Below are 21,519 nucleotides of genomic sequence, written 5' to 3'. Positions count from 1 at the left end.
CAACTTGCCAAAAACCCACAACAGTTGAGCCTCGCAATATGCGGAAGCTGAACCGGACAGCCGTGGGACAAGCCCGGCCATGACGACAATGAGGATTGTACGATTGCGCTCCGGCTCGGTGCGCAGCGTCGGCCGATCGTGTCGGACCATCCGTGGTCACGCACTGAACGACTGCGTTCAACTTCGGATCTCCTTTCGCGACACACCTTCTCAGCCTCGCGGCGCCATCGGCGTCCGAGCTTTGCTGATCTTTCGCCCTCTCGAAAGCAGAGGGCGCAGGGAAGGCCGGGCGCCGGCCGCGCCCGTGGCCCGCCTGCAGAAAAAAAGCAGGCGGCAGTCACCACAGGTCTGGCCGAACACGCCCGGCCCTCCCTGCGCGATGGTTTTGACGGCTGCTCCGAGCTCTCCCCGGGGACCGGCGTTCTTGCCCCCGTCATCCGCAACATCGTCGTCACGGACTTGGCATCAGCACCGGGATGCCAGGACCACACGGCTTGACCGTGCGCACCGGATCGTTCGTCCGCGAGACCTAAGCCCGCTGCGACCCGACGCGCCCACCGCATCCCGCGCCCCACGTTCGTGACGATCGCGAAGCGCCCCTCATGGCGGGCACGGGATGGCGCAACATGTATCATGATTTCTGGGAAAAAGAAATATGTAATATGCTGGAATTTCGAATTTTGATGCCGACCCTTGAACGCGCTCGTGCTGAGGACAGGCGCTCCCACGGTCCGGCTTAGCGGATGGCACGAACACACGCGGGGAGCTGAGCCTCGAAACGGCGATTGACGCGGTGTATGTAAAGTATATTATACTATGTAATGCATACAGACTTGATGAAGTCGCTCCGCCTCGAGAGCTCCGGGATTCCGATCTACGTCCAGCTTCGCGACCAAATTCTGCGAAGCTTGGGCGCGGGCGTACTGCGCCCGGGTGACCGGATGCCGACGATGCGCGAGATGGCGGTTGCCTTGAAGGTCGATCTCAACACGGTTCGGCACGCGTATGACGAGCTTGAGCGGATCGGTGCGATCACGCTCGTCCGCGGACGAGGAAGCTTCGTGGCCCAGCCGCCGCGGCCGCCGTCGGCGCGTGCGTTGGCCCAGCAGGTCGACAGCCTTGCCAAGCAGATGCTCGCGACGGCGGCCGCCGCCGGTGTCGATCCCATCGCGTTGGCGGAACGAATGATTGCGCTCGTCAAGCAGGAGACGTCGAATGACTAGATATCTCTCAACGAAAGGCACGAACCAACCCGCGATCGTGCTCGCCGTTCTTACGCTGGCGCTTGCGGGGGTGATCGCCGTGTTCGGGCGCGACTCCGGTTCGTCCGTCGCGTATGCGGCTGCTGGGGCGCTCCTCGTCGTCGCATTTCTCATCCCGCAGGCCGTCATGATCGCCGATCAGTGGGAGCGGGCCATCGTGCTCCGGCTGGGGCGCCTTGTGGGCGTTCGCGGTCCCGGCCTGTTTGTTATCGTACCTTTCGTCGATCAGGTCGCTGTGTGGCTCGACCAGCGGATCCAAACCACCGAGATCAATGCCGAGCAGGCCTTGAGCAAGGACACCGTGCCGGTGAACATCGACGCCGTGGTGTTCTGGCAGATCCATGATCCCGAGCGTGTCGCCTTGGAGATCATCGACTACCAGCAGGCGATTACCCGCGTCGCGCAGACCTCGCTGCGCGAGATGGTCGGCTCGTCACTGCTCTCGACCCTGCTGTCCGAACGCAAGCAGGGCGACCAGCTGCTGCGCGAGGAGATCGGCCGCAAGACGGCGGATTGGGGCGTGGCGGTTCTGTCAGTTGAAATTCGCGACATCGGCGTACCGCCCGCGCTGCAGGATGCGATGAGCCGCCAGGCTCAGGCCGAGCGCGAGCGGCTGGCGCGCGTCCTGCTAGGCCAGGCCGAGCAGGAGGTCGCGCAAAAGTTCGTCGAGGCGGCTGAGACCTACGCCCGCAGCCCGGCGGCGCTGCAACTGCGCGCGATGAACATCATCTATGAGACCACCAAGGAGCGGGGGGCGACGATCCTGATTCCAACAACGATGGTCGACAGCATGAACCCGATCAGCGCCATGGGGGTTGTCGCCGCGGCGCGCTAAAAGGGGGCTAAAAGCAGATCATCCAAGCGTCGGTCCAAACGATTGAGGTGATCAAGGGAAAGCCGCCGGAAGACGGAAAGTCAGAAGCGCACCATTGGATATGGGAGCTGCACGCTTCCGCTGCTGGCTGGATCTGACTGCATCGTCTCCCTACGGGATCGCGATCTCTTCATCACGTTCCTGGCCGGCTCTGCCGGGCCTCCGCTTAATCGAGACGGGGCTGAGGTTCGTAAGAGGCTCGAGAAGTTGCGGTCGATGGCGAGATAGCGCTGTGAAGCCCGCTGCTGATCGACCCGGATGTACGACGGCTAACCGGCCCGTGCGCGTGTCGGCAACTTCTTCACAACTTCGCCCACCTCCTGCTGCGCAAGCCGAAGTTCGTAGATCTTCTGCAGGTTGAGCCAGAATTCGGGGCTGCTGCCGAACCAGTGGCCGAGTCGCAGGGCCGTATCCGCCGTGATCCCTCGCTGGCCGTTGATGATCGCGGTGATCCGATTGACGGGCACGTCGAGCTGACGCGACAGCTCTGCGGCTGACATGCCGAGTTCGTCGAGTTCTTCGGCGAGATGAACGCCCGGATGAATGGGAGTCCTTGCCATGGCGGTGCTCTTAGACGACCAATTATCCTGGTCGCGTTAATGCAGACCCCCGCTGTCATCGTCCACGAAGGCGGACGATCCAGTACGCCGTGACGTCTCGGTTGAATGTCGTCTGCCGCGGAGTACTGGATGCTCCGCCTTCGCGGAGCATGACGCTGGGGGCGCCGCGAGAGCTCCGCCTGACCGCCGGTTCAGGAAGCGCTCGTCTAGATAAACCGCCTCACAAACTCCAACGCAGTCTCCGCCACCTCGCGCCAGCCGTTGTCGATCGTCAGCGAGTGGCCGCGTTGTGGAAGCTGGGCGAACTCGGTGACGGTTTGCGGGTTGCGCTTCTGCAGCTCATAGGCCGCGCGGGCGACGGAAGGCGGCACGGTGTGGTCCTGTTCGCCGGAGATGATCAGCAGCGGTCCGCGGTTCGCGGCCGCGCTGTCGACGCGGGCCTCGGTCCAAGGATTAAGGTTGGCGGCCGCGGCCTGGAAGATCGGGCGGCCGGGGGCCGGCGCCTGATAGGCCTCGTACAGGTCGTCGCTCTCGGTCTCGGGCACCGCGTTGGCGAAGGCGTAGCGGAATTGGCCGGGCGTGAGACTGACATTGCGGCCGGCATTGGCCGGGTTCTGCAGCACCGGCCAGGCCGAACGCAGCGCCGAGATCGGCAGCGGCAGCACGCCGCGGAACGGCGCCGGATCGATCGCGACGGTCGCAGCCGACAGTCCGCGGCCGGCGAGGATCTGTGCGATCAGGCCGCCGAAGGAATGGCCGATCAGGGCCGGCCGCTTGTCGAGCCTGCCTGCGATCGCGGCGAAGTGGGCCGCCACTTCGCCAATGGTCTCGGGGGCGGCGGCACCGCCCACCTCCGCCGGCCAGCCGGGCGCCAGCGCGGCATAGCCCGCGGCGGCGAACATCTCGACCCACCGATCCCACGAGCTGGGCTTCAGCCACAGGCCGTGGATGAAGATGACCGCAGGCCGTTGCGATGCGTTGGCTGCGACGATCGCATCATCAAGTGTGGGGGTCGACATGATTGGCGCCCTTCTGATGCGTTGGATCAGCGCGACGACGGCGTGGCGGCCGGCTGCCCGTTGAGGAAGGCGTCGATCGCAGCGACCGTCGCGGTGGGCTGCTCTTCCATCAGCCAATGGCCGGAGCCTTCGATGACCTGCTCCTGCACGTTGTTCGCGCCGGCCCGTGCCACCACCGCCATGGTCGGGCCGAAGGACGCCGCGCCGCCGATCGCCAGCACCGGCATCGTCAGCTTGCCATGCGCCGCGAGCCAGGCGCGGTTGTCGATGGCGTCCTGATCGAAGGCGGCGAACTGGCTGAAGCCGGCATGCATCCGCCCGGGGCCGGCATAGAGCTCCGCGTAGTGGACGCGCGCGGCCTCCGGGAAATGCGCAGGGTTGGCGGAGAACTCGTTCCAGAAGCGGTCGAGATAGATGCGCTCGCGGCCCTCGACCAGGCGCTCCATGTCGGGGCCGCCGAAGCGGAAGTGCCACAGCAGCGGGTTCTTGAGGATCTCCTCCCACGGGCCGATGCCCGGCACCGGCGCATCCATCAGCACCAGCTTGGTAACGCGGTCGGAATGCCGCGCTGCCAGCGCATAGGCGACCATATTGCCGATGTCGTGCGCCACGACCTCGGCGGTGCGCGCGCCCAGCGCGTCCATGACGCCGGTGATGTCCTCGGCCTGGTTGGCCTTCTCGAAACCCTTGTCGGCGCGGGCGGAGAGGCCGAGGCCGCGCAAATCGGGCACGATGACGGTGTGGTTCTCGGCGAGCTTGGCGGCGAGCGGCACCCACATGTCGCCGGTGTCGCCATAGCCGTGCAGCAGCACCACCGCGGGTCCTGTGCCGCCGACGCGGACGTGGAGCGTGGTGCCGTTGGTCGGGATCTCCTGGGTGCGGAAGCTCTTCGGGAAATTGCCGGGCGCCTCGGTCGCGTCGGCGAGGGCGGCGCTGGTCAGCATCGTGAGCGCGCTGGCGGCGAGGGCGGTTCGTTGCAGCAGGCGGGGCAGGGTCATGACGGTCTCCGTAGGTTGCATCGTGTTGATGCACGCAAAGCTAGACGAACCCCAATCGCGGTATTAGAGGGTAGTGACGCCAAGGATTTTTGATCTGGACGCAAAGATGGTACTGGCCAGCGCGGACCGCGCCCGGGATCTCGAGGTGTTCTGCGCGGTCGCCGACAGCGGCAGCTTCTCGGCCGCGGGCCGGGGCCTCGGGCTGACGCCGTCGGCCGTCAGCCGCACGCTCGACCGCATCGAGGCGCGGCTCGGCGCGCGGCTGCTGCTGCGGTCCACGCGCGTGCTCACGCTGACCGCTGAGGGCCTGGTCTATCTCGCGGCCGCCCGCCGCATCCTCGCCGATCTCGACGAGGCCGAGCAGGCGATCGCGGATCAGGGCGCGCCGCGCGGGCGCATCCGGGTCAGCGCCGCGCTGTCGCACGGCCGCATCTGCATCGTGCCGTTGCTCGGCGAGTTCGTGCGGCGCTATCCGAACATCCTGGTCGACATCAATCTGAGCGACGGGCTCGTCGACGTGGCGGCGGGGCAGGCGGACGTGGCGATTCGCGGCGGTCCGCTGGCCGACAGCGCGCTCACCGCGCGGCGCCTCGGCGCCAATGGCCGCACCATCGTCGCCTCGCCGGACTATCTGGCGCGCTGGGGCGTGCCGCAGACGCCGGAAGACCTCACCAACCACAACTGCCTGAACTTCAGCTTCCGCCGCGCCGAGCCGGTGTGGCCGTTCCGCCGCGACGGCGTCGACTATGCGCTGAAGCTGCGCGGCGCCGTCGAAGCCAACAGCGGCGACACGTTGACCGAGCTCGCGCTGGACGGCGTCGGCATCGCCCGCGTCGGCGATTTCAGCCTCGGCAACGCGATCGCAGAGGGACGGCTGGTGCCGCTGCTCGAGGCGTTCAATCCCGGCGACAGGGAAGTCTTCCACGCCGTGTTCGTCGGCGGTCCCAACATGCCCGCGCGCGTGCGCGTGTTCGTGGACTATCTCGTGGAGCGGATGGGCGCGAGGGGAGAACCTTAGTTCTTGCCTCAAAGGATGTTCTGCGACCCTCGCAAGCGACAGCGGCCGGGGTTTGCGCCCGGCCGCCGCGCCATGTTCGAGGATGCTCCGTCAACAGACGCTGTCAGATGCAGTGCGCGACGGCATGGATCGTCTGGGAGGCTTCCTTACCCGGCCGTCTGCAGGGTGAGCGCGACCTTCGGGAAGTCGATGTCGGTGTGCGCGGCGTTGTTGACGTAGTTCGTCAGCACGTTGATCGCGACGTTCGCGATGATCTCGATCAGCCGGCCGTCGTTGAGACCCGCCGCGCGCGCTGTGGCGAGGTCGGCGTCGGCGACCTGTCCCTTGGTGTCGACGACGCGGCGCGCGAGGCGGGCGACGGCTGCGTCGATGGCGTCATCAGCGGTGCCTTCGCGAGCCTTGCGGAGGCCGTCCGGGCTGAGGCCTGCGCCCTTGCCCATCAGCGAATGGGCCGAGAGACAATATTCGCAGCCATTGGCCTGGGCGACCGCAAGCGCGACGATCTCGCGTTGCCTCGCGGTGAGCGCGCCCTTGGCGAGTGCATCGGAGAAGGCGATGTAGCCGTTCAGCGCGGCGCCCGACTGCGCGAGCGTCGAGAACAGGTTCGGTGTCATGCCGATCTTGGCCTTCACGGCGGACAGTGTGGCGACGACGCCGGCATCGGCGCTGACGGTGTCGACGGGAGCAATGCGGGGCATGGGAACATCCTTGGTGTGAGGTGCGGGCTTGCACGCCCCCTCCATGCCGGACTATGTGTGGCTTTAGGTGCCAGAAACATTGCAGATCGTCCCATGGACCCTTTTGCCGCGCTGTTTGCCCATGTCACGCCGCGGGCTCGGACCTTCTTCTCCGGCAACCTTTGCAACACCGTGGAATTCGGACCGGAGGGCCATCTGCACCTGTTCAAGGCCGGCGTGCTGACCCTGACCCAGCCGGGCGCAGACGACTTGAAACTGCACGAGCCGACCCTGATGTTCTTTCCGCGCGGACGGACGCATCGCTTCGTCGTCGATCCCGAGCGTGGTGCCGATCTCGTTTGCGCGACCGTCGAGCTCGGCGGCGCCGAGGGCAATCCGATCGGTGAGGGACTGCCCGAGCTCGTGGTGCTGCCGCTCGCCGGGCATCCGACGCTGGCGCCGGTCTGCAGCCTGCTGGTCGCCGAAGGCTTTGCCGACGGCGGCGGCCGGCAGGCAGCGCTCGACCGGCTGTTCGACTATCTGCTGATCCTGATCGTCCGCGACGTCGTGGCCCACGGTGCGGTCGAGAGCGGCGTGCTTGCCGGGCTCGCCGACCCGCGTCTGGCGAAGGCGCTGACCGCGATCCATGATGCGCCGGGCCGGCCGTGGAGTCTCGAGGGTCTGGCCGATCTCGCCGGCATGTCACGCACGCGCTTCGCCGATCTGTTCCGGACGCGCGTCGGCCGCACGCCGATCGACTATCTGACGGCTTGGCGCATGGCGCTGGCGCGCCAGCTGCTCGCCAAGGGCAAGCCGGTCAAGAGCGTCGCCGCCCAGGTCGGCTACGACAGCGCTGCGGCGTTCTCGCGCGTGTTCAGCCGCGTGTCGGGGCGTTCGCCGCGCGAGCTTGTCGGCAAAGTCGACGGGAACGGTTGAACGCCGCGCGGACGGCTGGCCCGCGGGCGCTTTGCAAGGCGCAAACGGGCCGGATCACGGTCGGGGCCGATTTTAGGAACAAACCCCGTCTCGTTCTGGTCATGCCTTGGAGGTCGTGGCTGTCGGCCAACCACCATTCATGGCGGTGACTCATGCGAACTCTGGCTGCAATCGGCGTGTTGGCCATCTGCCTGGCGACTGCCGGCGCAATCTATTTCTTCGGCGGGTTCTATGACGTTGCGGCGGCAGGCGGCGGCAACTCCGTGGTGGCGTGGGCCGTCGCCAATGTGCGCGAAGCGTCGCTGAACCAGCACGTCGAGGCTCCGGCGACACCCGCCTGGTTCGACGATTCCAAGACGGTCGCGGCCGGGGCGCACGAATTCGCCGAAGAAGGCTGCGCCCGCTGTCATGGCGCGCCCGGCCGCAAGCCCGACAAGTTCGCGCAAGGCATGGAGCCCAGGCCGCCGGATCTCGGTGACGTCACCGCCGATGATTCTCCGGGCTACATCTACTGGGTGGTGAAGAACGGGATCAGGATGACCGGCATGCCGGCGTTCCGCAGCCATGCCGATGATGACGAGATCTGGCGTGCCGTCGCGTTCGTCAAACACATGAAGCAGGTCGACGCGAACCAGTTCAAGCAGTGGTCGGTGGATGGCGAAAGCAGAGCCGGAGAGGCCGCCGTTGCGGCGCCCGGTTCCATGCCGGCGGAAGAACGTGAGACCGAGCGCCGATGAAACGTCGCGCCGATGAAACTTCGGCAGCAGCGCCGTTCGCCGGGTGCGTTTCGACCATGCTCAGATCGACGCGACCGAGCTGCGCTGCTCGCAAAGCAGTCAGACGAGGCGCACAGGCGAAGGCTCTCCGCGATGGTCGCCTCGTCCGCAGCCCTGATCAGCGATAGCGATCATGGTGATGGTGGTGGTGGTGATGATGATGATGCCCCCTCCCGATGGTCACGCCGCCGACACCGGGAATGCCGATGACGGTGTTGTGGTGATGGTGGTGGTGATGATGATGATAGCGGCGGCGGTGGTGTCGCCCGTCGCGGATGACGACGGTTTCCGCCAGCTGCAGGGGGGCCGCCGGAGCCTGCGTTGCATCCGGGGCGCGCGCGGCATCGATGGCCTGCAGTGTCTCGAGCGCATTCGGGATGGGTGCAAGCAGTTCGGCATAGGACGAGGCTTGCAGGACGGTAGCCGACTCCGGATTGAAAGACGCGGTCGCTTGTGCGCTACCGATGGTCGCCGCCGCGGCCGCAACGCCGAGCAGTGCAGCTGTCGTTCTGTCCATCGATTTTCTCCCGTCATGAGGAATCACGCGCCGCTGTTCGGCGCTCGAGGGCCAACCCGAATGACGCCGCCCTGTTCCTGAACCATCTTCTCGGCCGGTTAGGTCTGGGGGACGAGCGACATCGTTGCTGGTTCCGGCAGAGCCGCGGGATGCTCCGAGAGAGCTACTCCGCCGCCACCATCTGCTGGATCCGCCACTGTCCCAACAACGCCCGCAGCGAGGCCGGCTTCAGCGGCTTGTTGAGCACGGCGACGTTGTCGTCGCGGGCAGCGGCGCGGACGTGGGGGCTGCGGTCGGCGGTGATCAGGATCGCGGGCAGTGCCTCGTTGAAGCGGCGGCGGATGTCGCGGATGGCGGCGATGCCGTTGCCGCGGTCGAGATGGTAGTCGACGAGCAGGCCGGTGACGGCGCCATCGCGCGCCGCGATCGCCTCCATCGCGGACTCCGGATCAGGCACGGCGATCACCTCGGCGTCCCACGCCGTCAGCAGGGTCTTCATGCCGTCGAGGATCGCCGGATCGTTCTCGATGCAGACGATCAGCGCGCCGGCAATCGGCGTCGTCGCCAGCGGCGTCGCGCTGGTGACGGCGGCGGTGTGGTTGATCGCTTTCGCAATCGGCACCGTGACCGAGAACACCGAGCCGCGGCCGGGCCGCGAGTCCAGCGCGATGCCGTGATTGAGCACGCGCGCGATGCGCTCGACGATCGACAGCCCCAGGCCGAGGCCGCGCGCGATCCGCGCGCCCTGCTCGAGACGGTGAAATTCCTTGAAGATCTCGCCGCGCTTGACCGGGGGAATGCCGACGCCGGTGTCGTAGACGCCGATCTGCAGCGACTGGCCGTGGCGGCGGCAGCCGACCAGCACGCGGCCCTTGGGCGTGTACTTGATGGCGTTGGAGATGAAGTTCTGCAGCAGCCGGCGCAGCAGCAGGCGGTCGGACTCGACCGGCAGCGACGACGGCACGAACACCAGCTCCAGACCCTTGGCGCGCGCGGCGGGCGCGAACTCGATCTCCAGCGAGCGCATCAAATCGGCCATCTTGAAGCTCGACACCGAGGGCGTCATCGCGCCGGCATCGAGCCGGGAGATGTCGAGCAGCGCGCCGAGGATCTCCTCGATCGCTTCCAGCGAGTCGTCGATGTTCTCGACCAGGCGCGAATCCTCGCCGGCCGTCTGCCGCTCGACGAGGCTGGTCACGTAGAGCCGCGCCGCGTTCAGCGGCTGCAGGATGTCGTGGCTGGCCGCCGCAAGGAAGCGCGTCTTGGAGATGTTGGCGTCCTCGGCGGCGCTCTTGGCCAGCGCCAGCTCCGAGTTCAGACGCGTCAGCTCCTCGGTGCGGTCGCGGACGCGTTTTTCCAGCGTCGCATTGGCGCGCTCCAGTGCCTCGGCGGCCTCGAACGAGGGCGTGACGTCGGTGAAGGTGATGACGAGGCCGCCACCCGGCATGCGGTTGGTGCGGACCTCGATCACCATGTGGCGGTCGGCGAGGCGTTCCAGATAGGGCTCGCCCTCGGTGGTGTAGGCGGCGAGCCGGCGCGCCAGCAGCGCCTCGCCGTCCTCATAGGTGGGCGCGCCGATCGTGCCCATGAATTCGAGGATTTCCTTCAGCGGGCTGCCGATCTGCACCAGATCCGGCGGCAGCCCGAGCAGGTCGACGAACTGGCCGTTGGAGCAGATCAATTGCAGATCGGCGTCGAACACCGCGATGCCCTGGCGCACATGGTTCAGCGCGGTCTGCAGGATCTCGCGGTTGAAATGCAGCGCGGCATGGGAATCGTCGAGCAGCTTGAGGGCGGCCTTGGCCGACACCGTGCGCTTGCGCAACAGCAGCGACATCACCAGGCGCGACGACGCGGCGCCGATCGAGGAGGCGATCAGGTGCTCGGCATGGCGCAGCAGCTCGAAATCGGCCGGCGCGGCCGGATCGAGCGGCAGGTTGCGCTGGGCGGCGAACGCCTCGAACGAGGCGCGGGCGCGGTCGGGACCGAGATATTGGCCGACCGTGCTCTGGATGTCCTGCACCGTCACGGTCGAGCGCCAGCGGCGGAAGCTCGGCGCGCTCGGCGTCAGCTCGGCCGGCACGAAGATGTCGGCCTGCAACAGCTCGATCGACGACGGCTGCCGCGCCAGCGACAGCACGATGTAGGTCAGCAGATTGAGCGACAGGCTCCACAGCACGCCATGCAGCAGCGGCGGCAGGTCGGTGCCGAGCAGCGCCTGCGGCCTGAGCGCCTCGAGCCCGAACGGGCCGTGCTGAAGAAACAGGATGCCCGCGGTCGAGGTGTCGAGGAAGCTCGGGATGAACAGCGTGTAGAGCCAGACGGCGAAGCCGACCAGCATGCCGCCCATCGCGCCGCGCGCGGTCGCGCGCCGCCAGAACAGGCCGCCGAAGAAGCTCGGCGCGAGCTGCGCGATGGCGGCGAACGACAGCAGGCCGATCGCGGCGAGCTGGGTGTTGCCGAGCGCGCGGTAGTAGAAATAGGCCATCACCATGATGGCGAAGATCGCGATCCGGCGGGTGCCGAGCAGGAAGCCCGCGAAGTCGCGGCCGATCTCGCGCTGCTCCTGGCGCTGCAGCACCAGCGGCACGACGATGTCGTTGCAGACCATGATCGACAGCGCCACGCATTCGACGATCACCATCGCGGTCGCCGCCGACAATCCGCCGACGAAGACCAGCACCGACAGCCATTGCGAATTGGCCTCGATCGGCAGCGCCAGCACATACATGTCGCTGTCGACGGCGCCGAACGGGAAGGTGATGAGGCCGGCGAGGGCGATCGGGATCACGAACAGATTGATCGCGACGAGATAGAGCGGAAACAGCCAGCGCGCGCGCGACACCTCGGCATCGTCGGCGTTCTCGACCACACTGACATGGAACTGGCGCGGCAGCAGCATCGCGGCGCAGAACGACAGCAGCGTCATGGTCAGGAAGCTGCCGATGCCCGGCACGTATTCCAGCGCGCGCTCGGCCTCCGGCGATTTCATCGCACGCTCGATCAGCTCGACCGGCGAGAACATAACGAAGGTGACGAAGGCGCCGGCGGCGATGAAGGCGACCAGCTTGATGATCGATTCGGTCGCGACCGCCAGCATCAGGCCGTGCTGGTGCTCGGTGGCGTCGGTCTGGCGGGTGCCGAACAGCACCGCGAAGATCGCCATCGCCAAGGTCACCATCAGCGCCATGTCGCCGACGATCGGGATATGGGCGAAGGCGCGGTCGTCGACCATGATGGTCTCGAGCGACGATGCCACCGCCTTGAGCTGCAGCGCGATGTAGGGCACCGAGCCGATGATCGCGATCAGCGCCACGGTCGCCGCCACCGCCTGGCTCTTGCCGTAGCGGGCGCCGATCAGGTCGGCGACCGAGGTGATGTTCTGCGACTTGGCAAGGCGGATGACTCGGCGCAGCAGCGGCGTGCAGGCGCCGACCATCAGGATCGGCCCGAGATAGATCGCGAGGAAGTCGACGCTGTTGCGCGAGGCGAAGCCGACCGAGCCGAAGAAGGTCCAGGACGTGCAGTAGATGGCGAGCGACAGCGGGTAGATCAGCCCGGCCAGCGGTGACGGCCGCCGTTCACCGGCCCGGTTGCCGCGGCTGGCGACCAGGAACAGGAACCCGATGTAGCCGAACGCGGCCAGGATCACGCCCCAGTCGTGCAGCATGCGTTGACGCCAACTCCTCGATCGATCCCTCTGGACGAGCAGCAAACTTAGCGCTTTGCGGGGGGCGGGGCGATAGGGATGTGGCAGGGGACGCGGGAATGAAGCGGCGTCGTTAAGGACGGCGGCGCGTTGGCTATTGCGGCGCGTCCTGCCCATGAGAGCCGATGTCGTCGCAGCGGGGCCGGTCTGCTCCCCTCCCCCTTGCGGGGAGGGGTTGGGGGTGGGGGTCTCCGGGCGCTTAACTCAGTGGGACGCGCGCGTCGCGCTACTCGAAGGCTACAGTTGTGAGCTCGCGAGCCCAGCTCCTCACCGGCAGCGGGACTCGTGGACCCCCACCCCCGACCCCTCCCCGCAAGGGGGAGGGGAGCGCAGCGGAGTGCTGGGCGGTAGCTTTGCCAGACCAGCGGAAGTGCCGTAGCCCGGATGAGCGCAGCGATATCCGAGGTCTCATGTGCGGTCGAGTTGAACCCGGGTGTCGCTGCGCTCACCCGGGCTACGAACTCACTCCGCCGCCAGCGGCTTCTCGTGCAGCGCCAGGCCCAGGCGTTCCCAGACCTGGAGCAGGGCCTCGGCCAGGCGGTCGATCAGGCCGTCGTCGTGGTAGGGCGAGGGCGTGATGCGCAGGCGCTCGGTGCCCTTGGCGACCGTGGGGTAGTTGATCGGCTGGATGTAGATGCCGTGCTCTTCCAGCAGCAGATCGGAGGCCTGCTTGCACTTCTCGGGATCGCCGACGAACAGCGGCACGATGTGGGTGTCGTTGGTCATCACCGGCAGGCCGGCGGCGTGGAGGACCGCCTTCACCCGCGCGGCGCGGTCCTGGTGGCGTTCACGCTCCCAGCTCGACGATTTCAGGTGCTTGATCGCAGCCGTCGCGGCCGAGCAGATCGGCGGCGGCAGCGCGGTCGTGAAGATGAAGCCCGGCGCGTAGGAGCGCACGGCATCGATGATCTCGCCCTTGGCGGCGATGTAGCCGCCGAGGCAGCCGAACGCCTTGGCCAGCGTGCCTTCGAGGATGTCGATGCGGTGCATGACGCCGTCGCGCTCGGCGATGCCGCCGCCGCGCGGGCCGTACATGCCGACCGCATGCACCTCGTCGACATAGGTCATCGCGTTGTAGCGCTCGGCGAGATCGCAGATCTCAGCCAGCGGTGCGACGTCGCCGTCCATCGAATACAGGCTCTCGCAGGCGATCAGCTTCGGCCGGTTCGGGCCCGCGGCGATCAGCAGCTGCTCGAGATGGGCGAGATCGTTGTGGCGCCAGATCTGGCGCTCGCAGCCGGACTGGCGCACGCCCTCGATCATCGAATTGTGGTTCAGCGCGTCCGACAGGATCAGGCAATCCGGGATCAGCTTGGCGAGCGTGGCGATGCCGGTCTGGTTGGAGACATAGCCTGACGTGAACAGCAGCGCCGCTTCCTTGCCATGGAGGTCGGCGAGCTCGGCTTCCAGCTGCACCAGGGGATGATGAGTTCCGGCGATGTTGCGGGTGCCGCCGGCGCCGGTGCCGACGCGGGTCGCGGTCTCGACCATCGCGCCGACCACCCTGGGGTGCTGGCCCATGCCGAGATAGTCGTTGGAGCACCAGATCACGACATTGCGCGGTCCGCTCGGCGAGTGCCAGGTCGCATGCGGGAACCGGCCGGCGATGCGTTCGAGATCGGCGAAGACACGGTAGCGACGCTCATCATGCAGGCGACCGAGGGCGGCACTGAAGTACTGGCTGTAGTCCATCACGAAACCCGAACTGGCGCGCTGCAGTGCAGCATCTGAAGCGAAAACCTCGCGGCATGCGTGGCGTGAGGTCTTCTTAGAGCGTTTCCAGAGCGGCTGTCGAGCCGGAATCCCGCGGCGGGAATTGGGCGATTTTGTCCAAGGGGGAGCTGATCCCGGCCGAACGGCGCCGGGATTGCGGCGACGCGGCGGCGTTGCGGCCCCGCAGCCTCAGGTGGTGCGATAATGCAGCACGCCGTCGACGTCGCGGGCGGTCAGGCGGCCCTCGACCAGCATGTAGTTGACATGGGCGATCAGCTCGCCGGCGGCGAAGCCCATCTGGTGCGGGTCGAGCACGTGCTTGTGGAACACGACCGGCACGAGCTGCGCCGAGGTTTTCGGCTCGTCGCGGCAGGCGTCCGCGATCATCCAGCAGCGCTCCTCATGGTGGTCGGCGAGCTGCTTGATGCGCGTCTTCAGCCCGTAGAACGGCACGCCGTGGCCGGGCAGCACCAGCACGTCATAGGGCAGGGTGGTGGTGAGGCTCGCCAGCGACGCCAGATACTCGCCGAGCGAGTTCTGGTCCGGCTCGACCGCCCAGACGCTGACATTCGGCGAGATCTTGCTCAGCACCTGGTCGGCGGACAGGAACAGCTTGTCGGCGGCGCAGTACAGCATGACCTGGTCGAGCGCGTGACCGCCGCCGGTGATGACCTTGAAGCGCCGGCTGCCGATCTGGATCTCGTCGCCATGGGAGATGCGGCGGTAGGAGGCCGGCAGCACCGAGACTCGCTGCAGATATTCCTGGCCGCGGCCGAGCAGCTTGTCGGTCAACGTTTCGTCCATGCCGTGGCGGCGGAAGAACAGCCGCTGCGCATTGCGGCGCTCCTCGGTGCCGCGGTTCTGGTGATAGACCGACTGCAGGTACTCGACCTGCGACATCACCAGCGGGCAGGCGAAGCGCTCGACGATCCAGCCGGCGAGCCCGACATGGTCGGGATGAGAATGCGTCACGATCAGCCGGGTGATCTTCACGTGCTTCAGCGGGCCATCGAGCAGCCGCGTCCAGGCGCCGATCGACTCCTCGTTGCCGAAGCCGGAGTCCACCGCGACCCAACCATCGCCGTCGGCGAGCAGATAGATGTTCACATGGTTGAGGCGGAACGGCAGCTTCAGGCGCAGCCACAGCACGCCGGGCGCGACCTCGACGACCTGGTCCTCACCGGGATGCTGCTCCCAGGGATAGCGCAGGGCTTCGGCGGAGGAGGGAACGGTGTCTGTCTTGGTCATGCCTCATCGATTAACGGCCGCCGCGGGCGAGCGCCAGCCGAAAAACGCGATGGAAGCGGCATGGCTGGACGGCATTCCGGGACGCGGCAGGCCGGGCCTCATGGTTCGAGACGGCGCTGCGCGCCTCCTCACCATGAGGGTTGAGGGTCGGCGCTTCGATCCCACGCCCGGTTGGCCACAAAGCGAACTGCACCTCCTTACCCTGAGGAGCCGGCCGCAGGCCGGCGTCTCGAAGGGTGAGGCCCGGATCGCAACTACGCCGCCCTGATGTTGGTCAGGAACGCGTCGACCTCGGCGCGCAGCGTCTCCGCCTCGCGGCGCAGCGCCGCCGAGGCGCTGAGCACCTCGTTGGCGGAGGTGCCGGCCTGGGCCGAGGCGCTGGAGACGCCGGTGATGTTGTTGGAGACCTCGGTGGTGCCGGAGGCCGCCTGCTGGATGTTGCGGGCGATCTCATGCGTCGCGGTGCCCTGCTGCTCCACGGCGGCGGCGATCGCGGTGGTGACGTTGTCAATCTCGGCGATGGTCCCGCCGATGTTGCGGATCGCCGACACGGCCGACGAGGCGACCTGCTGCATGCTCGCGATCTGCGAACGGATCTCGTCGGTGGCCTTGGCGGTCTGGCTCGCCAGGCTCTTCACCTCCTGCGCGACCACCGCGAAGCCGCGCCCGGCCTCGCCGGCGCGCGCCGCCTCGATGGTGGCGTTGAGCGCGAGCAGGTTGGTCTGCGAGGCGATCGCCTGGATCAGGTCGACGACGACGCTGACGCGGCTCGCATTGTCGGCGAGCCCCTGCATCGTCGAGTCGGTGGCGCCGGCTTCCTCGACCGCCTTCTTGGCGATCTGGGCCGAGGTCACGACCTGGCGGCTGATCTCCGCGATCGACGACGACAATTGCTCGGTGCCGGCCGACACGGTCTGGACGTTGACCGAAGTCTCCTCGGCAGCCGCCGCGACCGCATTGACCAGCGAGTTGGACTGGTCGGCGGTCTGCGACATGCTCTGTGCGGTCGCCTGCATGGCCGTGGCGGAGTTCTGCAGCGTGCCGAGGGCGCTGCGCACCGTCGCCTCGAACGTGGCGATCTGGGCCTCCATGCGCGCGGCGCGCTCGGCCTTGGCGGCATTCTCGCGGTCCTGCTCGGCGGCCAGGGTGCGGGCACGGACCATGTTTTCGCGGAACACCTGCAGGGTGTCGACCATCGCGCCGATCTCGTCGCGCTGCTTCGAGGCCGCGATCTCGGTGTCGAGATCGCCGCTCGACAGCGTCTGCATCGCCTGCTGCAGCCGCTTGATGCGGCGCAGGATGTTGCCGCCGACATAGAGCCAGACGAACAGCACCGAGCCGAGCAGCGTGGCTGCGCCGGCGCCGACCATGCCGAGCGTCGCCAGCTCGATGTCGCGGCCCGCCGTGGAGGTGGCACCTTCGGTCGACTTGCGAACGCCTTCGACGAGCTGCTGCACGCTGATGTCGAGGCCGACATTCAGCTTGCGCGTCTCCTCCAGCACGGTCTGGCCGTAGTCGTTGGCGTCGAGCTCCTTCTCGCGGGTCTTGAACACGCGGGTCTTGCCCTCGCCGAGCGCGGCGAGCTTCAGCGCGGCGTCGTGGATCGCCTTGGTGCTGCGGCCGGTCGGCAGCAGTTCGAGATTGGATTTGAGCTGCGCCAGCGCCTCCTTGAACTGCCGCTCGATCGTCTCCAGCGTGTCGCTGTCGTTGGCCGAGAGCGCGGCGGCCATCTGCGCCACCAGCAGGTTGCCGGATGCGATCACGTTGCCGAGCTGCTCGACGAAGCGGGCGGCGGCCGTCGCGTCGTCCGCCGACACCTCGGCCGCGCCGAGCACGGCGTTGAGCTGCGTCTGCGCATCCAGCATCGGCTCGTTGGCGGCGGCGGTGAAGTCCGCCTGCGCCTTGCGCAGGGCGTCATACTGCTTGTTGTGAAGGGCTGCGACGTCGAGCCGCTCGCGCGCCGCCGACACCAGGCTCTGATTGGCCTCGTTGATGTTCTTGATGGTCTCGGCGAGCGGCGCCACCACGCTTTTCGCGGCGCCGAGCGCGCTGATCTCGCTCAGCCGCTCCTGCGTGGTCTTCTGGATCTCCTGCATCCTCTTCAGGCGATCGTTGAGCGCGTCCTCGCTCTGGGACTGCAGCAGCGCCGGGCCGAGGCTCGCCAAGCTGGAGCTCTGCGCCAGCAGTTGCAGGCTCGAGGTCAGGCGCGGAATGTCGCGGCCCGAGAGCTCGACCATGGCGCCGCCGACGTGGCGCAGCATCAGTCCCGCAGCGACGCTGATCGCGATCGCCATGCCGGCGATCACCGCGAAGGCTGCGAACAGGCTGCCGCGGACGCCCCATTTGGGTCGCAGCGCCCCGAGCATCCTGCTGAAGCTGAACCGAATCGCCATCTCTGGTGTCCCCCAATATGCACTATTTGTAGCTGTTGCTTGCAGGCAGTATCGGGGCCGGCGGTTAACAAATCAGGGAAACTACTCAGGGCGTGCCGAATTTTCGCGGATTTTCGCATTTCACCGCGCGGCATTTAACGGGATGGAAGGGATTGTTCGGCCGCGCTTTCGATAACCTATGACAGAAAAGGCCGGCATCGCTGCCGGCCTTCCCGTCGTTTGTTGTTATTTGACGCCTGCGGATCAGTAGCGGGCCGCGAGCGGAGCGCCCCAGTTGAAGCGGTAGTTCACGCCAGCCTTGAAGGTGTGGTCGTCGGTGGTGAAGCTGCCGGTCGGGACCAGCGCGGCGGGCGCCGTGAAGGTGGCGCTGCCGAAATTGTAGTACTGATACTCGGCCTTGGCCGACCAGTTGGGCGCGAACATGTATTCGAGGCCGGCGCCGACGGTCCAGCCGTTGCGGTGGTCGCCGCTGGTCGCGAAGCCGACCGGCGTTCCGGCGAACGTCACCTTCTCGTTGTTGTCGGAATAGGCATAGCCGCCCTTCACGTAGAGCAGGCCCGGACCCCAGGTGTAGCCGAAGCGGCCGGTGATCGAGCCGAGGCCGCGCTGGCTGTTGGTGTAGGCGTAGCCGCCCGGGAATGCTGCTCCGACGCTTCCGCTCAGCCAGCTGTACTGGCCTTCCGCGCCGATCACCCAGGTCGGGGCGAACTGCCAGTCGGCACCGACCTGCACGCCGCCCAGGAAGCGGCCGTTGGAGTTGTTGCCGGTGGCGAGGCCGGAGAAGTTGTTGTCGCTGGAGAACGCGCCGCCGAGATGGGCGCCGAGATAGAAGCCGGTCCAGTTGTAGATCGGAGCGGCGTAGGCCGGCGGCGCCTTGGTGGCGTAGGGGTAGGTCCGGGCGCCGAGATCGGCGGCGAAAGCGGACTGGGCCGAAGCCAGCGCGGCGACTGCAACGGTTGCGAACAGGATCTTCTTCATGGCGGGTCTCCGATACTCAACTAACAAGGCTCGCGCGTCGCGCGCCGTCGATGGATCGGAGATAGATCGCTTTTGAGTAAAATGCTGTCACTCGCGCAGCACACCGGCTTCCAACCCGACTTTCTCCGGGCAAAGGTTCTGGCGTAGTTAGCAATGCACTAACGAAGGCTGAACCGGGAGTTAACGCCGCGCCTTGCTGTGCCGTCGCGGCACAACCGGTTAAGGCGCGTTAAGGGCTCGATGCAGATCCGCGACTGCGTCGCGCAGCTGCTCGCGATGAACGATGTCGTCCTTGGGCATCGAAGCGATGCCGGCGGCGAGCTCGCGAAGAATCCCGGCGAGCAGTCCAAAGTGCAGATGCATGCGGATCGATTTTCGGACGTCCTCGGGGCCGGGCCGCTCCAGGGTCAATGCCAGGCCGGATGATTCGAGATGGGCTTCGAACCGCGAGGAATGCTCGAACGTGCCGGCATAGAACTTGTCGGGATATTCGAGCGCGATCTCGGCCTTGTCCGGGATGGGTTTCGACATGGTGGCTCCTGGTGGCTCCTGCAGCAACGACGCTTGAATGTTCGCAGATCCACCTCCCGCCGCCTTGCGCCAGGTCAGAGTGGGAGGAGCGCCTGCATCCCCGGCCGAACGGGCTGCACCGCATTTCTACGGGGGCGGAAATTTACCTTCCCTGAGAAAAGGTTGTGCACGCTGATCAAATTAACGACTCGATGCCGGTCGTTCCGGACCGACCATCTCCATGCAAGCGAACGGAGAGGGCTCCGGCGGGACGACGGCGGGTGCAGTCCACGCTCCAGCGAAATGTGCCGCCGCCATGAAGATGCGTCTCTCCATTTCCACGTTCATTGCGGCTTTCGGCCTCCTGCTCGCACTCGGCTTCGGTGCGGTCGTGCTGACCAGCGCCTATGCGCTGCGCGAGCTCAAGGTCGGCGGGCCGCTCTACGACAAGATCAAGCTCGGCAATGATCTGGTGGCCGACATCCTGCCGCCGCCTGAATATGTGCTCGAGGCCTATCTCGAGGCGACCCTCGCACTCCGGACGCCGAAGGATCTCGACACGCATGTCACGAAGCTGGCGCAACTGAAGAAGGACTATGAGGATCGCAAGACGTTCTGGACCGGCTCGGCGCTGCAGCCTGATCTGAAATCGCTGCTGGTCGAACGATCGGACGGCGAGGTCCGGAAATTCTGGCAGGCCCTGGAAGCCGAGTTGATCCCGGCGCTGCGCTCCGGCGACATGGCGAAGGCCGATGCCGCCTATGCCCGGCTGGCCGACGCCTACGCCGCCCACCGCGCGGTGATCGACACGCTGGTCGACAAGGCGAACAAGTTCAATTCGGACATGGAGGCGACGGCGGCGACCCAGGACCGCAGCATCTCCATCATCGTGTGGAGCGTATCAGGCATCGTTCTGGCCCTGGTCGTCGCCGGCATGTCGGGTCTGGTGCTCGGCGTCGTCCGTCCTCTGTCGCGCATGACCGGCCTGATGCGGCGGATCGCCGAGGGCGATCTGTCGGCCGATATCTCCTATTCCGAACGCGGCGACGAGATCGGCGCGATGGCGGGCGCGCTGAGCATCTTCAAGACCAACGCGCTCGAGAACGCGAGCCTGCGCGACAGGCAGGAGCGCGATCGCTCGGCCGCCGAGGAGCACAAGAAGCGCGCCATGCTCGACATGGCCGACGTGATCGAGCGCGAGACCGAGACGTCCGTCGAAGCCGCGGCCGGCGCATCGCGCCAGGTCGAGGCCGTGGCCGCAGGCCTCTCGAAACTGGCCGAGGAGCTGTCGACCGATGCGCAATCGGTGGCCGCCGCCTCGGAGCAGTCGCTCTCCAATGCCCAGACGGTCTCGTCGGCAGCCGAGCAACTGAGCTCGGCGATCCGCGAGATCTCGAGCCAGGTGGCGCGCGCCAGCACGATCACCAAATCGGCGGTGACCGGGCGTGAGAAGGCCAAGAACACGATGCTCTCCTTGTCGACGGCCGTGGACAAGATCGCCGAGGTCTCCAACCTGATCGGCGGCATTGCCGAGCAGACCAACCTCTTGGCGCTCAATGCCACCATCGAGGCCGCGCGCGCCGGCGATGCCGGCCGCGGCTTTGCCGTGGTTGCGGCCGAGGTCAAGTCGCTGTCGGATCAGACCGCCAAATCGACCGAGGAGATCTCGCGCCTGATCGGCGAGGTACAAACCACCACGCAGGCCACCGTCGACGTCGTCGAAGGCATCGGCAGCCAGATTTCCGAGATCGACGAGGTCGCGGCCTCGATCGCTGCGGCGATGGAGGAGCAACACGCGGCGACCCAGGAGATCAGCCGCTCGGTCCAGTCATCGGCCAGCGCGGCGCGCGACGTGTCGTCCAAGATCGGCAATGTCGGCAGGGATGCCGGCATGGTCAACGATCGGGCCGCCGAGGTGCGCAGCGCCATCGGCTCGGTGGCGACGGGCCTGACCTCGCTCCGCGCCACGCTGGTGAAGGCTGTGAGGACCGCGACCGCCGAAGCCGACCGCCGGCAGTCGCCGCGGATGAAGTCGACCCTGCCGATCAAGGTCGTCGACGATCGCAAGGGCGTGGTGAAAGCCGATCTGGTGGATATTTCCGAGGGCGGCGCCTGGTTCCGGTTCGACCCCGAGCCGGGCATCGGCGATCGCGGCGTCATGGAGTTCAGCGGCTTCGATGGCCGCGTGCCCTATCGGGTCCGCGCCCGCGACAAGGACGCGCTGCATGTCGAGTTCGACGCCGGCCAGAACCGCGAGGCGTTCCTGGCGTGGTTCAGGCGGACCTTTGCGCGGCAGGCGGCGTAAACGAAGCGAGGTCGCTGGCCTCCGCT

The 21,519-nt window shown here is 66.9% G+C and carries 17 protein-coding genes; 6 read left to right on the top strand and 11 right to left on the bottom strand.

Translation table 11 applies throughout. The features are described 5' to 3' along the window. Nucleotides 1–836 precede the first annotated feature (836 nt). Both ACQR2C_RS18495 and ACQR2C_RS18490 read left to right on the top strand, forming a co-directional pair. Entirely contained in the window at nucleotides 837–1,223 is a 387-nt protein-coding gene (locus tag ACQR2C_RS18495) for a GntR family transcriptional regulator (RefSeq protein WP_434881796.1), read from the top strand. Then, nucleotides 1,216–2,097 carry a slipin family protein gene (locus tag ACQR2C_RS18490; protein ID WP_434881795.1) on the top strand — a complete coding sequence of 294 codons (882 nt, stop codon included), beginning with the start codon at nucleotides 1,216–1,218 and terminating at the stop codon, nucleotides 2,095–2,097. The genes ACQR2C_RS18495 and ACQR2C_RS18490 overlap by 8 nt, the downstream gene beginning before the upstream one ends. A 308-nt stretch (nucleotides 2,098–2,405) precedes the next feature. Here the strand turns inward: ACQR2C_RS18490 and ACQR2C_RS18485 are convergent, their stop codons facing one another. From ACQR2C_RS18485 to ACQR2C_RS18475, 3 genes are all read right to left on the bottom strand, one after another. Then, nucleotides 2,406–2,696: a HigA family addiction module antitoxin gene (locus ACQR2C_RS18485; protein ID WP_434881794.1), complete on the bottom strand. Its 291-nt coding sequence runs from the start codon at nucleotides 2,694–2,696 to the stop codon at nucleotides 2,406–2,408. A gap of 206 nt (nucleotides 2,697–2,902) precedes the next feature. After that, nucleotides 2,903–3,715: an alpha/beta fold hydrolase gene (locus ACQR2C_RS18480; protein WP_434881793.1), complete on the bottom strand. Its 813-nt coding sequence runs from the start codon at nucleotides 3,713–3,715 to the stop codon at nucleotides 2,903–2,905. 26 nt (nucleotides 3,716–3,741) lie between these two features. Beyond that, complete coding sequence (locus ACQR2C_RS18475; protein WP_316182209.1) at nucleotides 3,742–4,713, bottom strand: alpha/beta fold hydrolase; 972 nt, start codon at nucleotides 4,711–4,713, stop codon at nucleotides 3,742–3,744. Between the two features lie 106 nt (nucleotides 4,714–4,819). On the opposite strand from ACQR2C_RS18475, the gene ACQR2C_RS18470 reads away from it, so the two are divergent. Then, a complete protein-coding gene (locus tag ACQR2C_RS18470; RefSeq protein WP_434848176.1) occupies nucleotides 4,820–5,731 on the top strand; it encodes a LysR family transcriptional regulator in 912 nt (303 codons plus the stop codon). A gap of 146 nt (nucleotides 5,732–5,877) precedes the next feature. On the opposite strand, the gene ACQR2C_RS18465 is transcribed toward ACQR2C_RS18470, so the two are convergent. Further along, nucleotides 5,878–6,429 (bottom strand): carboxymuconolactone decarboxylase family protein, encoded by a 552-nt coding sequence (locus tag ACQR2C_RS18465; RefSeq protein ID WP_434881792.1) that lies wholly within the window; start codon nucleotides 6,427–6,429, stop codon nucleotides 5,878–5,880. Between the two features lie 93 nt (nucleotides 6,430–6,522). Between ACQR2C_RS18465 and ACQR2C_RS18460 the strand changes: the two genes are divergently transcribed. Both ACQR2C_RS18460 and ACQR2C_RS18455 read left to right on the top strand, forming a co-directional pair. Then, entirely contained in the window at nucleotides 6,523–7,344 is an 822-nt protein-coding gene (locus ACQR2C_RS18460) for an AraC family transcriptional regulator (protein WP_434881791.1), read from the top strand. Between the two features lie 152 nt (nucleotides 7,345–7,496). Next, nucleotides 7,497–8,081 carry a c-type cytochrome gene (locus ACQR2C_RS18455; protein ID WP_434881790.1) on the top strand — a complete coding sequence of 195 codons (585 nt, stop codon included), beginning with the start codon at nucleotides 7,497–7,499 and terminating at the stop codon, nucleotides 8,079–8,081. Between the two features lie 157 nt (nucleotides 8,082–8,238). On the opposite strand, the gene ACQR2C_RS18450 is transcribed toward ACQR2C_RS18455, so the two are convergent. The 7 genes from ACQR2C_RS18450 to ACQR2C_RS18420 form a co-directional block, all read right to left on the bottom strand. Then, nucleotides 8,239–8,637, bottom strand: coding sequence for a hypothetical protein (locus tag ACQR2C_RS18450; RefSeq protein ID WP_434881789.1), 399 nt, complete (start codon nucleotides 8,635–8,637; stop codon nucleotides 8,239–8,241). 163 nt (nucleotides 8,638–8,800) lie between these two features. Further along, nucleotides 8,801–12,307 (bottom strand): PAS domain-containing hybrid sensor histidine kinase/response regulator, encoded by a 3,507-nt coding sequence (locus tag ACQR2C_RS18445; protein ID WP_434881788.1) that lies wholly within the window; start codon nucleotides 12,305–12,307, stop codon nucleotides 8,801–8,803. A gap of 501 nt (nucleotides 12,308–12,808) precedes the next feature. Continuing rightward, a complete protein-coding gene (gene hemA, locus ACQR2C_RS18440; protein WP_316218207.1) occupies nucleotides 12,809–14,038 on the bottom strand; it encodes a 5-aminolevulinate synthase in 1,230 nt (409 codons plus the stop codon). 210 nt (nucleotides 14,039–14,248) lie between these two features. Continuing rightward, nucleotides 14,249–15,307: an MBL fold metallo-hydrolase gene (locus ACQR2C_RS18435; RefSeq protein ID WP_434881787.1), complete on the bottom strand. Its 1,059-nt coding sequence runs from the start codon at nucleotides 15,305–15,307 to the stop codon at nucleotides 14,249–14,251. A gap of 254 nt (nucleotides 15,308–15,561) precedes the next feature. Then, complete coding sequence (locus ACQR2C_RS18430; protein ID WP_434864229.1) at nucleotides 15,562–17,700, bottom strand: methyl-accepting chemotaxis protein; 2,139 nt, start codon at nucleotides 17,698–17,700, stop codon at nucleotides 15,562–15,564. A 243-nt stretch (nucleotides 17,701–17,943) separates the two neighbouring features. After that, nucleotides 17,944–18,678: a porin family protein gene (locus tag ACQR2C_RS18425; protein ID WP_315801511.1), complete on the bottom strand. Its 735-nt coding sequence runs from the start codon at nucleotides 18,676–18,678 to the stop codon at nucleotides 17,944–17,946. Nucleotides 18,679–18,897: 219 nt separating this feature from the next. Further along, on the bottom strand, nucleotides 18,898–19,209 hold the full coding sequence (locus ACQR2C_RS18420) for a hypothetical protein (RefSeq protein ID WP_315801510.1): 312 nt from the start codon (nucleotides 19,207–19,209) through the stop codon (nucleotides 18,898–18,900). A 295-nt stretch (nucleotides 19,210–19,504) separates the two neighbouring features. Between ACQR2C_RS18420 and ACQR2C_RS18415 the strand changes: the two genes are divergently transcribed. Next, entirely contained in the window at nucleotides 19,505–21,493 is a 1,989-nt protein-coding gene (locus ACQR2C_RS18415; protein WP_434881786.1) for a methyl-accepting chemotaxis protein, read from the top strand. Nucleotides 21,494–21,519: the final 26 nt, after the last annotated feature.

Source organism: Bradyrhizobium sp. HKCCYLRH3061 (assembly GCF_051168015.1).
GTDB lineage: Bacteria > Pseudomonadota > Alphaproteobacteria > Rhizobiales > Xanthobacteraceae > Bradyrhizobium.
Note: the sequence above shows the minus strand (reverse complement) of the source record. Positions and strands in the feature narration are given on the sequence as shown.

Coding starts and splice junctions, on each gene's coding strand:
- ACQR2C_RS18495 (WP_434881796.1), top strand. CDS start 837: ATGAAGTCGCTCCGCCTCGAGAGCTCCGGGATTCCGATCTACGTCCAG.
- hemA (WP_316218207.1), bottom strand. CDS start 14,038: ATGGACTACAGCCAGTACTTCAGTGCCGCCCTCGGTCGCCTGCATGAT.
- ACQR2C_RS18415 (WP_434881786.1), top strand. CDS start 19,505: ATGAAGATGCGTCTCTCCATTTCCACGTTCATTGCGGCTTTCGGCCTC.
- ACQR2C_RS18435 (WP_434881787.1), bottom strand. CDS start 15,307: ATGACCAAGACAGACACCGTTCCCTCCTCCGCCGAAGCCCTGCGCTAT.
- ACQR2C_RS18450 (WP_434881789.1), bottom strand. CDS start 8,637: ATGGACAGAACGACAGCTGCACTGCTCGGCGTTGCGGCCGCGGCGGCG.
- ACQR2C_RS18455 (WP_434881790.1), top strand. CDS start 7,497: ATGCGAACTCTGGCTGCAATCGGCGTGTTGGCCATCTGCCTGGCGACT.
- ACQR2C_RS18420 (WP_315801510.1), bottom strand. CDS start 19,209: ATGTCGAAACCCATCCCGGACAAGGCCGAGATCGCGCTCGAATATCCC.
- ACQR2C_RS18460 (WP_434881791.1), top strand. CDS start 6,523: ATGGACCCTTTTGCCGCGCTGTTTGCCCATGTCACGCCGCGGGCTCGG.
- ACQR2C_RS18465 (WP_434881792.1), bottom strand. CDS start 6,429: ATGCCCCGCATTGCTCCCGTCGACACCGTCAGCGCCGATGCCGGCGTC.
- ACQR2C_RS18480 (WP_434881793.1), bottom strand. CDS start 3,715: ATGTCGACCCCCACACTTGATGATGCGATCGTCGCAGCCAACGCATCG.
- ACQR2C_RS18485 (WP_434881794.1), bottom strand. CDS start 2,696: ATGGCAAGGACTCCCATTCATCCGGGCGTTCATCTCGCCGAAGAACTC.
- ACQR2C_RS18490 (WP_434881795.1), top strand. CDS start 1,216: ATGACTAGATATCTCTCAACGAAAGGCACGAACCAACCCGCGATCGTG.
- ACQR2C_RS18430 (WP_434864229.1), bottom strand. CDS start 17,700: ATGGCGATTCGGTTCAGCTTCAGCAGGATGCTCGGGGCGCTGCGACCC.
- ACQR2C_RS18445 (WP_434881788.1), bottom strand. CDS start 12,307: ATGCTGCACGACTGGGGCGTGATCCTGGCCGCGTTCGGCTACATCGGG.
- ACQR2C_RS18425 (WP_315801511.1), bottom strand. CDS start 18,678: ATGAAGAAGATCCTGTTCGCAACCGTTGCAGTCGCCGCGCTGGCTTCG.
- ACQR2C_RS18470 (WP_434848176.1), top strand. CDS start 4,820: ATGGTACTGGCCAGCGCGGACCGCGCCCGGGATCTCGAGGTGTTCTGC.
- ACQR2C_RS18475 (WP_316182209.1), bottom strand. CDS start 4,713: ATGACCCTGCCCCGCCTGCTGCAACGAACCGCCCTCGCCGCCAGCGCG.